We start from the raw sequence: 14,188 nt of genomic DNA on the forward strand, positions 1-14,188 counted from the left end.
CTTATTGATCCAGCCAGCGTTGCGCCAGCTCACGGGCCTGAGCCTCACTGGCCACGACCTGCACCGTGTAGCCCCAAAAACGGCTGGCAAAATCGACAAACTCTGCCGCCGCTTGCCGCCGCATGTCGTCCGGCTCAATCAGCACCATGCCCTTTACCCAACGCGCCAACGCCTCCCGATGATCGCGCTTCCACAATGCAATTTGGGTTCGCTCATCACGATCGTGCTCACCGTTCTCATCCATACGCCGGTCACACAACAGGACGAATGCCTGCTCACGTTGCAATAAACGGCTGAACTCGGCGAACTCGGCGGCAGTGTCTTGCGGTTGCCCGGCGGCGAGTTGACGCATCCACACCAGCGGGAAGGTAGTGGAGTCTAGTGACATACGATATCTCCTGAGAGTGCTAAAACCAGCGCTCACTGTATCGGTCGCCGCACTAGACCACATTGCACAATCAGGACATAATGTTTTTCAATTACGCCAAACTGAGAATTATTCTCATGACCTTTATCACCGAGCCGCGTTTCGATATCGATCGGGTGCCGCGGGCCATTTTTGCCGTACAGGGATCCACTATTAGCAGCGATTGGGAGATCACCCATCATCGGCACCGCAAGGCACAGCTGATTTATACGGTGCGCGGTATGATCCGTTGCGAGGTGGAAAACGGTCTGTGGCTGGTTCCGCCGCAGTGTGCGCTGTGGATGCCCAGCAATGTGCTGCATAACGCACAAGGGGCCAGTGCCAGCGAATGCTACTGCCTGTTTGTCGATCAGGATGCCATCGCGGGGTTGCCAACCCAATGCTGTACGCTGGCAGTATCCCCGCTGCTGCGTGAACTGCTGTTCCAGGCCAGCGGGTTCGAACAATGGTATGACGAACAGGGGCCCGAAGGACGCCTGGCCAGCGTGCTGTTGGATCAATTGGTCAAAGCGCCGGTTGAGAACCTGCACCTGCCGGTCTCCAATGACGCGCGCATTCGCCAGTTAACCGAGCGCCTGTTGGCCAACCCGGCAGACAAGGCGACACTCAGCCAATGGGCGCAGCGTATCGGCATGAGCGAACGCTCGCTCAACCGCACGCTGCAACAGCAAATAGGCATGAGCTTTGGCCACTGGCGACGACAATTGCACGTGGTGTTGGCGCTGCAACGGCTGACTCAGGGCGACAGCGTGCAACGAGTGGCGTTGGATCTGGGTTACGAGAGTGCCAGCGGCTTTGTCACCATGTTCAGAAAAGCGGTGGGCAAACCCCCGGCGCGTTATCTGGCGGAGAAAAACGCAGCGGATCGGGCACAAGGGGCCGGGATCGTCATGTAATGTCCTCGCCGGCCCTGACAAAAAAGTTACTGCGCCAACCAGCCGCCATCCATATTCCAGGCGGCACCGCGCACCTGCACCGCTGCGTCACTGCACAGGAATAACGCCAGCTCGCCCAACTGTTCCGGCGTCACAAACTCCTGCGAAGGCTGCTTTTCCGCCAGCAGGTCGTCGCGCGCCTGCTGCGGATCCACCCCGGCGGCAACCCGCTTGTCGATCTGCTGCTGCACCAGCGGCGTCAGCACCCAGCCGGGGCAGATGGCGTTACAGGTAATCGCGCTGCGGGCGGTTTCCAGCGCAATGGTTTTGGTCAACCCCACCACACCGTGCTTGGCCGCCACATAAGCGGCCTTGTCTTTGGATGCCACCAGCCCATGCACCGAGGCGACGTTGATAATGCGCCCCCAGCCGCGCTCTCGCATGCCCGGCAATGCCAGACGGCTGGTGTGAAACACTGACGACAGGTTAATCGCGATAATCGCATTCCACTTATCGGCCGGGAAGGATTCCAGCGGCGAAACGTGCTGAATACCGGCATTATTGACCAAAATATCGGTACCGCCGAACTCCAGTTCGACATAGCGCATCAGGTCGGCAATCTGCTGCGGGTCACTGAGATCCGCGCCGTGGTAGCCGGGCACGGCGCCCAGACCAGCGATATGCGCCCTGGCCTGCTCCACTTCGCCAAAGCCGTTGAGGATCACCTGGGCACCCGCGGCGGCCAGACTGGACGCTAGCCCGAGACCGATACCGCTGGTCGAGCCGGTCACCAGTGCGGTTTTACCTTGTAAATTCATGTTATTGCTCCTTTAAACAATGCCTGTCAGGTAGAACACGCCGATCACAAACAGCACTGCGGCGCTCTTAATCAGGGTGATGGCGAAGATGCCGCCATAGGCTTGTCGATGGCTAAGGCCGGTGATCGCCAGCAGGGTGATCACCGCGCCGTTATGCGGCAAGGTGTCCATGCCGCCGCTGGCCATGGAGGCCACCCGGTGCAGCACTTCCAGTGGGATCTGCGCGGCGTGGGCGGCAGCGATAAAGGAATCGGACATCGCGGCCAGCGCGATACTCATGCCGCCGGAGGCCGAACCGGTGATACCCGCCAGCAACGTTACGCTGACAGCCTCGTTCACCAGCGGGTTGGGAATGGTCGCCAGCGCCTTCGACAGCACCAGAAACCCCGGCAGCGCCGCGATCACCGCGCCAAAGCCGTATTCCGAAGCGGTGTTCATCGCCGCCAAAATCGCCCCGCCGACCGCCGTTTTACTGCCCTCCGCCAGCCGCCCGCGAACGTTACGGAAACCAAAAATCAGCACCAGCAGAATACCCGATACCAGCGCCGCCTCCACCGCCCAGATGGCGGTGATCTTGCCGATCTCAGTGGTGATCGGCTTGGCCAGCCCCGGCAGTGTCAGCTCGTGGCTAACGCCATACCACTGCGGGATCCAGTGGGTAAACCCCAGGTTCAACAGCCCGACCAGGATCAACGGCATAATAGCGATCAGCGGATTGGGCAGATTGATGTTGTCCGGGGTTTCAGGCTCATTCAGCAACTCGGTGCCGTAACCTTCACCCCGCAGCTGCGCCTTGCGTCGCTGGCGTTCAAGATAAAACAGGCCGACCGCGATGATAAACAGCGAGCCAATCAGCCCCAGCCAAGGCGCGGCCCAGGCGTTGGTCCCGAAGAAGCTGGTCGGAATGATGTTCTGGATCTGCGGCGTACCGGGCAGTGCATCCATGGTGAAAGAGAACGCCCCGAGCGCGACCGTCGCCGGGATCAGTCGTTTGGGGATCCCGCTCTGGCGGAACAGCTCAGCGGCGAAGGGGTAGACTGCGAACGCCACCACAAACAGCGAAACGCCGCCATAAGTCAGCAGCGCGCAGACCAGCACAATCACCGGAATGGCATGGCGACGGCCAAGAATGTTAATCGCCGCGGCCACTATCGAACGGGAAAACCCGGACAGCTCAATCAGTTTGCCAAACACCGCGCCCAGCAGAAACACCGGGAAATAGAGTTTGACGAAGCCGACCATCTTTTCCATAAACAGCCCGGTGAAGGTCGGGGCGACCGCGCCGGGATCGGTCAACAACACCGCGCCCAGTGCGGCTATCGGGGCAAATAAAATCACGCTGTAGCCGCGGTAGGCGGCCAGCATCAGGACTCCCAGTGCTGCCAGGGCAATCAAAACGCTCATCATCACTCCCTATTGCCCTTGATGTCTGAACAACTCCAGCCATGTTGAGCAACTCATTATTGTTGTTGGGTGCGGTTAAGGTTTCAGGGCGAAACGCAGTTGGTGCGCCCGCCGCTGTTGGATGCGTTCCCTGCGTGCTTCATCCCAGTGATAAAAGCCCTGGCCGCTGCGTTGGCCAGTGTTGCCCTGACGAAGCTGTTCCTCCACCAGTGCCATCATCTTTTCATCGGTCGCCAACTCTGGCAGCAAGTGGCGGGCGATATCCGCCACCGTCTCCAACCCGGTCATGTCGGCGGCCTCCAGCGGCCCAACCATCGCGTAGCGCCGCCCAAGCGAAGCTCGCATCACCTGATCCACCACCTGCGGGCTGGCGATGCCGCTTTGCACGATGTACAGCGCCTCGCGCAGTAGCGCAAACTGCAGCCGGTTGCCGACAAAACCCGGTGCGGCGCGATCCAACAGCACCGCCTCCAGCGCCATGCCACTCAGTAATTGCTGCACCGCGGCCAGATGGCGGGGATCGGTGGCGCTGCCGGGCACAATCTCCACCAGCGGGATCAGGTGGGGCGGATTCCAAAAATGGGCGATCAACAAGCGCTGCGGATGGATCATCCGGATTGCCAACTCGTCCGGCGGCAGGCCGCTGGTATTACTGGCGATCACCGCGTCGTCGGCAATCAGCCCTTCCAGTTGTTCATATAACGCGTGCTTGAGCGCCAGACGCTCGGGGATCGCCTCTATCAATAACCGGGCGCGGGCCAGATCATTGAGATCGCCGGTCACGCTCAGGCGCGCCAGCACCGCCGCCTGTTCCGTCGCTGCAAACTGCCCAACGTCGGTCAATTCCGCCAGAATACTGCCCGCGACCGCCGGGACTTCCGCCAGCCGCTGTGGATCCGGGTCGTACAGCAGGATGTCATGACCATGGCGGGCGAAATGGGTGGCGATGCCAATCCCCATCAGCCCGGCGCCAAGCACTGCATAGTCAGGTGAATGCATAGCTTCCTCCCAGATAATCAGCCGCGCTCAACCGCCAGCGCCACGCCCTGCCCGCCGCCGATACACAGCATCGCCAGCCCCTTGTTGACCTCACGGCGCTGCATCTCATGCAGCAGCGTAACCAATATGCGACAGCCGGAAGCGCCGATCGGGTGTCCGAGCGCTATCGCCCCGCCGTTAACATTGACCCGGGCGCTGTCCCACTCCAGTTCACGGCCGACGGCCAACGCCTGCGCGGCAAACGCCTCATTGGCCTCGATCAGGTCTACCTCGCTCAGTGACCAACCGGCATTAGCCAGACAGCGACGCGCCGCCGGTACCGGGCCGATGCCCATGATCGCCGGATCGACCCCCGAGGCCGCATAACCGGCAATACGCGCCAGCACCGGCAGCCTGAGCTCGGCGGCCTTCGCCGCACTCATCAATAGCACCGCCGCCGCACCGTCGTTAATCGAGGAGGCATTACCGGCGGTCACCGTGCCGTCCTGGCGGAACGCCGGACGCAGCCGGGCCAGGCTCTCCAGCGTAGCGTCAGCGCGGGGTTGCTCATCCGACGCCACCCGCAGCGGTTCGCCCCTGGGTTTGGGCACCTCTACCGGGGTGATTTCCGACACAAAATGCCCGGCCTGCTGCGCGGCCTGGGTTTTCTGCTGTGACCACAGCGCAAACTCATCCTGCTCACTGCGGCTGATGGCGTATTTCTCCGCCAGATTTTCGGCGGTGATACCCATGTGATAATCGTTGAAAGCGTCCCACAGGCCGTCCTGGATCACGCTGTCAGTCAACTGACCGTGGCCGAGACGCAGCCCGGCACGCGCGCCGTTCATCAGGTATGGCGACTGACTCATACTTTCCTGCCCCCCGGCGATAATCACTTCGGCGTCACCACAACGGATCGCCTGCATTGCCAGATGGATCGCCTTCAGACCCGAACCGCAGACCTTATTGATGGTCAGCGCTGGTACGCTATAGGGCAGCCCGGCGTTCAGCGCGGTCTGACGTGCCGGGTTCTGGCCACAACCGGCCGTCAGCACCTGACCGAGGATCACTTCATCCACCTGATCCGCTGGAACACCGCTGCGCGCCAGTAAGGCCTTCACCACCACCGTGCCCAGATCCACCGCCGACAACGTAGCCAGCGCGCCCTGAAAACTGCCAATCGGCGTGCGAGTCGCCGCCACAATCACCACCTGTTGCATGGTTTTCTCCTTGGGTAACGTCATCAGAAGCGCATCTCCGGCACCTGGGCGGGCACGATCAGCCGACCGGCGGTTTTGGCAACAATCTCTTCCACGCTGACGCCGGGCGCACGTTCGCGCAGCACAAAGGCACCGTTTTCAATTTCCAGGTAGGCCAGATCGGTCAGAACCTTGCGAATGCAGTGGGCCCCGGTCAGCGGCAGCGTGCAGCGCGGTAACAGCTTGGACTCACCACTCTTTGACGCGTGGGTCATCACTACAATGATGTTCTCTGCACCGGCCACCAGATCCATCGCGCCGCCCATGCCCTTCACCAGCTTGCCGGGGATCATCCACGAGGCAATATTGCCCTCAACGTCCACCTCAAAAGCACCCAACACGGTGAGATCAACATGGCCGCCGCGGATCATGGCGAACGACTGCGCCGAGTCGAAAATCGAGGCACCGATACGGGCGGTGACCGTTTGCTTACCGGCGTTGATCATGTCGGCATCCAGCTCTGCTTCGGTCGGGAAGCCGCCCATACCCAGCAGGCCGTTTTCGGATTGCAGCATCACGTCCATGCCCGGTGGTACATAGTTGGCCACCAGCGTCGGAATGCCGATCCCCAGATTGACGTAGTCGCCGTCACGCAGTTCTTGTGCCACGCGCTGCGCCATTTGTTCACGGGTAAGCATCGGGTTCTCCTCAGGTCCGCAGGGTGCGCTGTTCAATGCGCTTTTCGAAACTGCCCTGGATCAGGCGGTCGACGTAGATACCGGGGGTGTGGATCGCCGCCGGATCCAGCTCGCCCGGCGCGACAATTTCTTCCACCTCCACCACGGTGATCCGTCCGGCGGTGGCCATCAACGGGTTGAAGTTCTGTGCGGTGTGGCGATAGATGACATTGCCGAAGTGATCGGCTTTCCAGCCCTTGATGATGGCGAAGTCGCCGGTGATTGCCTGCTCCATGATGTAGGGGCGGCCATTGAATTCGCGCACTTCCTTGCCTTCGGCTACCGGGGTGCCGTAGCCGGTGGCAGTGAAAAACGCCGGGATACCGGCTCCCCCAGCGCGGATTTTTTCCGCCAGCGATCCTTGCGGCGTCAGCTCCACCTCCAGCTCGCCGCTGATCGCCTGTTGCTCGAACAGCGCGTTCTCCCCAACGTAGGAGGCCACCATCTTGCGGATCTGTCGATTTTCCAGCAGCAGGCCGAGACCAAAGCCGTCGATGCCGCAGTTGTTTGATACCACCGTCAGGCCGGTCACTCCCAGGCGACGGATCTCATTAATCAGGTTTTCCGGGATGCCGCACAGGCCGAAACCGCCCGCCAGCACCGTCATATTATTCGTCAGGCCTGCCAGCGCTTCCTGGTAGCTTCCGACGCGTTTATCGAGCCCTGCCATTCGCTGCCTCTGAGTGTTCTGTAGCAATGGGCGGTATACCCCTGCTGGTGTAAAGGCATCTTCAGGTCACAAAAATGATTTGTTAATTTTGTTTTTGTGCCCCATTGATTTAGAATTTTTATTAATCAATTGTTAATAACTGTTTTCAAAAGAGTTAAGTAATTCAAAAATGAAAATGAGCATCAAACAGTTACGCGCGTTTTTAGCGGTAGCTCACACTCTTAACTTCGCCCAGGCGAGCGAACGGCTGAATATTTCGCAGCCGGCGCTGAGTCTGGCCATTCGCGGGCTGGAAGAGGCGTTGGGGGGGCAGTTGTTGCTGCGTACCACGCGCCGCGTGGCGCTGACGCCGGAAGGTGAGAGCTTCTTCCCGATGGCACGCCAACTGCTGGCAGACTGGGACAATGCGGAAGAGGCGATGCACCAGCGCTTTACCCTGCAAATGGGCAAGGTGGCCATCGCTGCCATGCCTTCGTTCGCCGCTAATCCGCTGCCGCCGATCCTGAAAGTGTTTCGCGATCACTACGCCGGGATCAACGTGGCAGTACACGACGTGATTAATGAGCAGGTGTTCGAGATGATCCGTGAAGGCCGGGTAGAAATGGGCATCGCCTTCGAGCCGGAGCCCAGCGATACCCTGCACTTCACCCCGCTGTGCAACGATCGCTTTGTGGCGGTAGTGCCGAAGGATTCGCCGCTGGCAGGTCGGGCGCAGGTGAGTTGGAAAGAGCTGCTGACGCTGGACTTTATTACCCTGCAACGCCCTTCTGCGGTGCGTTTACTGCTGGAACAGACGCTGGCCAAAAGCGGCAGAACCCTGGAGGTGGCGTTTGAAAGCCACCAGTTGGTAACGGTCGGGCGCATGGTAGCCAACGGACTGGGCGCCAGCGCGGTACCGGCGCTGTGTGAACAACAAATGGGCGAGTTGGGCGCCACCTGCGTGCCACTGTTCGGCCCGGTGATCGAACGGCGAGTCGGGCTAATCCGCCTTGCTCAACACCGTTTGTCTTCGGCGGCCCAGGCGCTGGCCGGAGTGATTGAACGGGAAATGGCGATGAGTGGAATTTAATGAGGAGTTTGACGGGATAATTCAGGCTTTTCGGAGAATTCTGTCCCCCGTAGCGTGAACCCGAACCTGTTCTCATTCTACAGAAAATGTTAAGTTTCCGTAAAAACAGGGAGTTCATTCGACATGGAACACAAGCCCAGCAGTATTGCGCCAGGCTATTGCATCGCTCAGCAGGCTGGTCCTTTGGCCTATCAAGCCCACTATCTGTTTGGCGGCAAGCCCTCAAAAGCAGCCGACTATTTTCTGCAACTCAATACCGACACACCCATAGTGCAGCCGGGGCAAATGCTGATCGTTGCCGATCCGCACAACCCAAATCAGGCGGTGCAGCTCGCCATGTTGATGCAGGCCAAGACTCGCACCAGCAAGGCGGTGCAAGCCGGTGGCGGCGATTTTTCCGCTTTTTTACACCGTAACTATGCCGCCATCGCCGCTTTCACCAACTACGGTGATACCGTCGTCGGGCTGGCTTCTGATGCCGGTGAACGTTACTTTGGCCAGATCAAAAACATCCTGGTCGACATTGAAAAAACCTACCAGAATCAATTCCGCGTGAGCGGTGCGCTAATCGGTACCCAGTTTCAGGTGGAACGAGCACGACTGTTTGGTACATTAAAACCATTACTGAATCGCCTTACCCGTGCCCAGCTCAATATGAAAGAATATAGCCAGATCAAGCATGCTCTGGGGCTTTCAAGCAAATCACTGGTACATGAATGGAGTACCGCCGGAGTCGGCGCGATTAAGGGCTATTCGAACTATATCGACAGCGCCAGCCGCGCAGCGAAATTTATGAAAGCCGGCGGTTGGGTGGGCATCGGCCTCAGTGGGTTGAATACCACCAATAACGTTTATAACGCCTGCACCAGCGGCCGGGAGCAGGAATGCACCAAGGTTGCGGTTAAGGGGTACAGTAATTTTGCTGCGAGTACCGCGGCGGGAATTTGGGGTGGTAATGTAGGTGCGGGCCTTGCTATTACAGCTTGTTCAATTGTGCTAGGTGCCGCAACAGCAGGAGCGGGTGTGATCGTTTGTGGTGTTGCAGGTGCGGCTATCGGTGGTGCGGCAGGATCCACTCTAGGCAGCATGGGTTCCGATTATTTGACAACCCTGGTGGTAGGTGAATGATGAAAATTATCGTCATATTGTGTTTGTTGCTGCTGGCTTTAGGAGCCTTCATTCAGTATCTCTGCTATCGCCGTCATAAAAAAGAATTTGACGTTTTTTATCAAGACTATGTCACCAAGGGTCACTTTATCCCTCCCTACGTGGCCTTCGCAGATAGCCTTGGCATGCTCGGTACCTCACTGAAAGCTCAGTGGTTTCTCTGGATACTGAAGAATAAAAAAATAAAGATAAGAGACCAGGTTTGGCTTGATGCAAAAACTTACGATTTCGTGCAAAAGACGACCTCCCCGGCGTTACAAAAATGGTTGGCGTTAGACTTTATTTTTTTGCTTGTGGAAGCTTTTATTATCGTCGTTGGTTGTATTTTTATTTTCCTCATTAAGAACAGTATTTAACAATGATGTCTGATTAGGTCATAGCCACATTCCCGTTCTGACTCTTTTTATCACAGTGATATTCAACAACCATCGCCCAGTCGGCGCCTGCGGACTGGGCTGGCCGCCGCTATCGAACGGGAGATAGCCGCCCGCCAATCCTCCACACTGTGATTTTCACCCCAGCCTGCATTGAAATAACTCCCATTCTCAATAAATAATGATTATTATTCGCAAGCATAAAGCCCGGTGCGCCACGACGTGACCGGCAGGACTTTACCTTCAATTCGATGATGAGCTTTCTTGGCCTCAGAGCAACGGCTCTGCGGCGACAGGCTTTTTAACTCCATGGAGAGGTTATGAACTCTGCAACAACTCGCAACCGTCGTTTCGGCGGGCGCACGGCTTTCCCACTGCTGCTGCTCACTTCAATGCTGTTTTCCGCCCCGCTGCTGGCCCAGGGCGAGCCAGAACTGCTGCGTAAACCGGTCGGCAAAGGTGCTTATGAAATGGTCTACAGCCAGGGCGAGAACGCGCTGTACCTGGCCACTTCGCAAAGCCGCAAGCTGGATAAAGGGGGCGTAGTCTATCGTTTGGATCCACAGACGCTGGATATCACCCAGATCATTCACAACGACATCAAACCTTTCGGCGCGGCCATTAACAGCAAAACCGATACGCTGTTCTTCGGTAACACCACCAACAACTCGGTGACCGCCATCGACGGCAAAACCGGGGACGTAAAAGGCCGCCTGGTGCTGGATGCGCGTAAACGCTCCGAGACGGTAAAGCCGTTAGCGCCGCGTGAACTGGTCGCCGACGCCACCACCGACACCCTGTATATCACCGGGCTGGGTGAATCCAGCGTGGTTTGGGTGGTGGATGGCAAGGATCTGACCCTGCGCACCACCATTACCGAGACCGGTAAATACGGCACTGGTCTGGCGCTGGACGCCGCTGCCGGCCGTCTGTATGTGACCAACGCCGACGGCGAACTGGTGACTATCGACACCAAAACCAACAAGGTTGTCAGCCGCAAGAAACTCGATGAGTCCAAAGAGCACTTCTTCCTGAACATCAGCCTGGATCCAGCCACCCACCGCGCCTTTATCACTGACTCCAAGCAGGCGCAGGTGTTGGTTGTCGATACCCGCGACGGCAAAATTCTGAGCAAGATCGACGTGCCGGAATCGCTGGCGGTGCTGTTCAACCCGGCGCGTAATGAAGTCTATGTGACCCACCGTAAGGCCGGTGAAGTGAGCGTGATTGATGCCAAGAGCTACAAGCTGCTGCAGACGATCAAGACGCCGACCCACCCGAACAGCCTGGCGCTGTCACCGGATGGCCAGACGCTGTACGTCAGCGTCAAACAGGCTTCCAGCCGTGAAAAAGAAGCCACAGATCCGGATGACGTGATCCGTATCGCTTTGAAATAACACCGACAGGGGGCGCTATAGCGCCCCTCAGACGGCTGACAAAACGGTGTGATGGCTAAACCAGTAGGGGTCGAACATGTTCGACCCGAGCTAACCCATTGATTATACAATAGGGCGCAGCATGCAGCGCCCCTACCACGAAGGCCCCTAATCGATTATCCCTCATTCATCCTGACCCCTGAATGGCGGCTACAGCTTACCCACCAGCCCGTCGGCATCCTGGATCACCGCTTTTTTAGTCGCTCGCTGGTAAAGGCACAGCTCTTTGCCCGGTTTGTTGTGCATAAACGCCTGCGGGTAGCGGCCGCTAATCAGCAGCGCCGAGTAACCGACGTCGTCGCCATAATGAATAATGCTGCCGTCGGCTTTGGCACCTTTCAGTCCGCTGGCTTTCAGACAGGCCGCTTGCAGCACTTTATCGCCACTGGCCCAGGCAGCTTCCGACGACGCAGCGGCATTGAACGCCGTGATGGCGGCGATAAATACGATTAAGGTTCTGATCATGGATTTTCTCCGGAATAACCAAGTTATCCGCAGTATATGCAACCGTTTATTATCCAGCCATCAGACAGTGACTCACTCTTCCAATCCCTTTTCCGCGTCCCCAGTGGGGCGCTGCCGCGCAGCGCCCAACCGTTCACCCCGGGATTTTGACCGCTTAGCGCCCCTATAGCACCGCTGACTGAAATTCAGATGTCTTCCCCTGCCCCAAGCCGCAATGATGAGCTGTTCCTATACCTCTATCCGACAGTTATCCGCATCCGGGCCACATGCCTACACATCTTATAAGCGGATTAACTCACTCATTTTTTTGCAGATTTGAACTAAGGACACTTCAATGAACCGAGAGGGGATTTTAAAACACATACCCTGGATGCTGCTGGGGATACTCGGCGCTTCCTGCCTGGGTGTGGTGGCGCTGCGTCGCGGCGAGCACATCAGCGCACTGTGGATCATCGTCGCTTCGGTGGCGGTGTATCTGGTGGCTTACCGTTATTACAGCCTGTACATCGCCACCAAGGTGATGAAGCTGGACGCCTTCCGCGCCACCCCGGCGGTGGTCAATAACGACGGTCTGAACTATGTGCCGACCAACAAGTACGTGCTGTTCGGCCACCACTTCGCCGCCATTGCCGGCGCAGGCCCGCTGGTCGGCCCGGTGTTGGCTGCGCAGGTCGGTTACCTGCCCGGCACGCTGTGGCTGTTGGGCGGCGTGGTGCTGGCGGGGGCAGTGCAGGACTTTTTAGTGCTGTTCATCTCCTCACGCCGCAACGGCGCATCGCTCGGTGAAATCATCAAAAAGGAAATGGGGCCGGTACCGGGCACCATCGCGCTATTTGGCTGCTTCCTGATTATGATCATCATTCTGGCGGTGCTGGCCCTGATCGTGGTGAAAGCGCTGGCGGAAAGCCCATGGGGCGTGTTTACCGTGTGCTCCACCGTGCCGATTGCCCTGTTTATGGGCATCTACATGCGCTTCCTGCGCCCTGGCCGGGTCGGTGAGATTTCGGTGATTGGCATCGTGCTGCTGGTGCTCTCCATCTGGTTTGGCGGCGTGATCGCCCACGACCCGTTCTGGGGCCCGGCGCTGACCTTCAAAGACACCACCATCACCTATACGCTGATTGGTTATGCGTTTATCTCCGCTCTGCTGCCGGTGTGGTTGATCCTGGCGCCGCGCGACTATCTGGCGACCTTCCTGAAAATTGGCGTGATCGTCGGGCTGGCGATTGGCATCGTGATCCTCAACCCTGAGCTGAAAATGCCGGCGATGACCCAGTTTATCGACGGCACCGGCCCGGTGTGGAAAGGCTCGGTGTTCCCGTTCCTGTTCATTACCATCGCCTGTGGCGCGGTTTCCGGCTTCCATGCGCTGATCGCCTCCGGCACCACGCCGAAGCTGTTGGCCAATGAAAAAGACGCGCGCTTTATCGGTTACGGCGCGATGCTGATGGAGTCCTTCGTCGCCATCATGGCGCTGGTCGCGGCTTCCATCATCGAACCGGGCCTGTACTTCGCCATGAACACCCCACCGGCCGCACTGGGCATCACCATGCCAGACCTGCACCGCTTGGGCACCGAAGATGCACCGATGATCATGGCTTCACTGCGTGATGTGACCGCCCATGCGGCGGCAACCGTCAGTTCCTGGGGCTTTGTCATCAGTCCGGAACAGATCCTGCAAACCGCCAAAGACATCGGTGAACCTTCGGTACTGAACCGCGCCGGTGGCGCACCAACCCTGGCGGTGGGTATCGCCCACGTGTTCCACCAGATCATTCCTGGCGCCAATATGGGCTTCTGGTACCACTTCGGTATTCTGTTCGAAGCGATGTTCATCCTGACCGCGCTGGACGCAGGCACCCGTTCCGGCCGCTTTATGCTGCAGGACTTGCTGGGCAACTTTGTGCCGTTCCTGAAAAAAACCGACTCGCTGGTGGCCGGTATTGTCGGCACCGCCGGTTGTGTGGGGCTGTGGGGCTACCTGCTGTATCAGGGGGTGGTCGATCCGCTTGGCGGCGTGAAGAGCCTGTGGCCGCTGTTCGGCATCTCCAACCAGATGCTGGCCGCCGTGGCGCTGGTGCTGGGTACCGTGGTGCTGATCAAGATGAAGCGCACCAAGTACATTTGGGTCACCGTGGTTCCGGCAGTGTGGCTGCTGATTTGTACCACCTACGCCCTGGGCCTGAAGCTGTTCAGCGACAACCCACAGCTGGAAGGCTTCTTCTTCCAGGCCGGCGAGTACAAACGCAAAATCGCCGAAGGCGGCGCAGAGCTGACCGCCCAGCAGGTGGCCAACATGAACCATATCGTGGTGAACAACTACACCAACGCCGGGCTGAGTGTTCTGTTCCTGCTGGTGGTGTACAGCATCATCTTCTATGGGGTGAAAACCGCCATGGCGGCGCACAAAAACCCGAACCGCAGCGACCAGGAAACCCCTTACGTGCCGGTGCCTGAAGAAGCACCTGCCAACGGCGTAACTGAGGGGGACGTCAAAGTTTCACCGCAGCACTGATGGTGATTTAACGGATACCCTGCATAATGAAATCTATTATGCAGGGTCATTTTT

The 14,188-nt window shown here is 58.4% G+C and carries 14 protein-coding genes; 6 read left to right on the top strand and 8 right to left on the bottom strand.

What is annotated here, in order from left to right:
- Position 1 precedes the first annotated feature (1 nt).
- Positions 2 to 388 (bottom strand): hypothetical protein, encoded by a 387-nt coding sequence (locus BEI65_RS10135; protein ID WP_099063208.1) that lies wholly within the window; start codon positions 386 to 388, stop codon positions 2 to 4.
- 116 nt (positions 389 to 504) lie between these two features.
- On the opposite strand from BEI65_RS10135, the gene BEI65_RS10140 reads away from it, so the two are divergent.
- Positions 505 to 1,323 carry a helix-turn-helix domain-containing protein gene (locus BEI65_RS10140; protein WP_198404427.1) on the top strand — a complete coding sequence of 273 codons (819 nt, stop codon included), beginning with the start codon at positions 505 to 507 and terminating at the stop codon, positions 1,321 to 1,323.
- Between the two features lie 26 nt (positions 1,324 to 1,349).
- On the opposite strand, the gene BEI65_RS10145 is transcribed toward BEI65_RS10140, so the two are convergent.
- The 6 genes from BEI65_RS10145 to BEI65_RS10170 form a co-directional block, all read right to left on the bottom strand.
- A complete protein-coding gene (locus tag BEI65_RS10145; RefSeq protein ID WP_099063210.1) occupies positions 1,350 to 2,120 on the bottom strand; it encodes a 3-hydroxybutyrate dehydrogenase in 771 nt (256 codons plus the stop codon).
- Positions 2,121 to 2,132: 12 nt separating this feature from the next.
- A complete protein-coding gene (locus tag BEI65_RS10150; RefSeq protein ID WP_198404428.1) occupies positions 2,133 to 3,527 on the bottom strand; it encodes a GntP family permease in 1,395 nt (464 codons plus the stop codon).
- A 72-nt stretch (positions 3,528 to 3,599) separates the two neighbouring features.
- Complete coding sequence (locus BEI65_RS10155; protein WP_099063212.1) at positions 3,600 to 4,523, bottom strand: 3-hydroxyacyl-CoA dehydrogenase family protein; 924 nt, start codon at positions 4,521 to 4,523, stop codon at positions 3,600 to 3,602.
- Positions 4,524 to 4,540: 17 nt separating this feature from the next.
- On the bottom strand, positions 4,541 to 5,722 hold the full coding sequence (locus BEI65_RS10160) for an acetyl-CoA C-acetyltransferase (protein ID WP_099063213.1): 1,182 nt from the start codon (positions 5,720 to 5,722) through the stop codon (positions 4,541 to 4,543).
- A 23-nt stretch (positions 5,723 to 5,745) separates the two neighbouring features.
- Positions 5,746 to 6,399, bottom strand: a complete 654-nt coding sequence (locus BEI65_RS10165) for a CoA transferase subunit B (RefSeq protein WP_099063214.1) — start codon at positions 6,397 to 6,399, stop codon at positions 5,746 to 5,748.
- A 10-nt stretch (positions 6,400 to 6,409) separates the two neighbouring features.
- Positions 6,410 to 7,108, bottom strand: coding sequence for a CoA transferase subunit A (locus BEI65_RS10170; RefSeq protein WP_099063215.1), 699 nt, complete (start codon positions 7,106 to 7,108; stop codon positions 6,410 to 6,412).
- A gap of 169 nt (positions 7,109 to 7,277) precedes the next feature.
- On the opposite strand from BEI65_RS10170, the gene BEI65_RS10175 reads away from it, so the two are divergent.
- From BEI65_RS10175 to BEI65_RS10190, 4 genes are all read left to right on the top strand, one after another.
- The gene (locus tag BEI65_RS10175; RefSeq protein WP_099063216.1) at positions 7,278 to 8,177 is read left to right on the top strand and encodes a LysR family transcriptional regulator; all 900 of its coding nucleotides are present in this window, start codon (positions 7,278 to 7,280) and stop codon (positions 8,175 to 8,177) included.
- A 123-nt stretch (positions 8,178 to 8,300) separates the two neighbouring features.
- Positions 8,301 to 9,305 (top strand): hypothetical protein, encoded by a 1,005-nt coding sequence (locus BEI65_RS10180; RefSeq protein WP_099063217.1) that lies wholly within the window; start codon positions 8,301 to 8,303, stop codon positions 9,303 to 9,305.
- Entirely contained in the window at positions 9,302 to 9,700 is a 399-nt protein-coding gene (locus tag BEI65_RS10185; protein WP_315902526.1) for a hypothetical protein, read from the top strand. Before BEI65_RS10180 ends, BEI65_RS10185 begins: the two co-directional genes overlap by 4 nt.
- A gap of 338 nt (positions 9,701 to 10,038) precedes the next feature.
- The gene (locus BEI65_RS10190) at positions 10,039 to 11,115 is read left to right on the top strand and encodes a YncE family protein (RefSeq protein ID WP_099063218.1); all 1,077 of its coding nucleotides are present in this window, start codon (positions 10,039 to 10,041) and stop codon (positions 11,113 to 11,115) included.
- A gap of 189 nt (positions 11,116 to 11,304) precedes the next feature.
- Here BEI65_RS10190 and BEI65_RS10195 read toward each other — a convergent pair whose 3' ends face one another.
- Positions 11,305 to 11,619, bottom strand: a complete 315-nt coding sequence (locus BEI65_RS10195; protein ID WP_099063219.1) for a hypothetical protein — start codon at positions 11,617 to 11,619, stop codon at positions 11,305 to 11,307.
- Positions 11,620 to 11,953: 334 nt separating this feature from the next.
- Here BEI65_RS10195 and BEI65_RS10200 point away from each other — a divergent pair, with 334 nt between their 5' ends.
- Positions 11,954 to 14,134 (top strand): carbon starvation CstA family protein, encoded by a 2,181-nt coding sequence (locus BEI65_RS10200; RefSeq protein ID WP_099063220.1) that lies wholly within the window; start codon positions 11,954 to 11,956, stop codon positions 14,132 to 14,134.
- Positions 14,135 to 14,188 lie beyond the last annotated feature (54 nt).

This window comes from Serratia sp. BW106 (assembly GCF_002607755.1).
Classification (GTDB): Bacteria; Pseudomonadota; Gammaproteobacteria; order Enterobacterales; family Enterobacteriaceae; genus Serratia; species Serratia proteamaculans.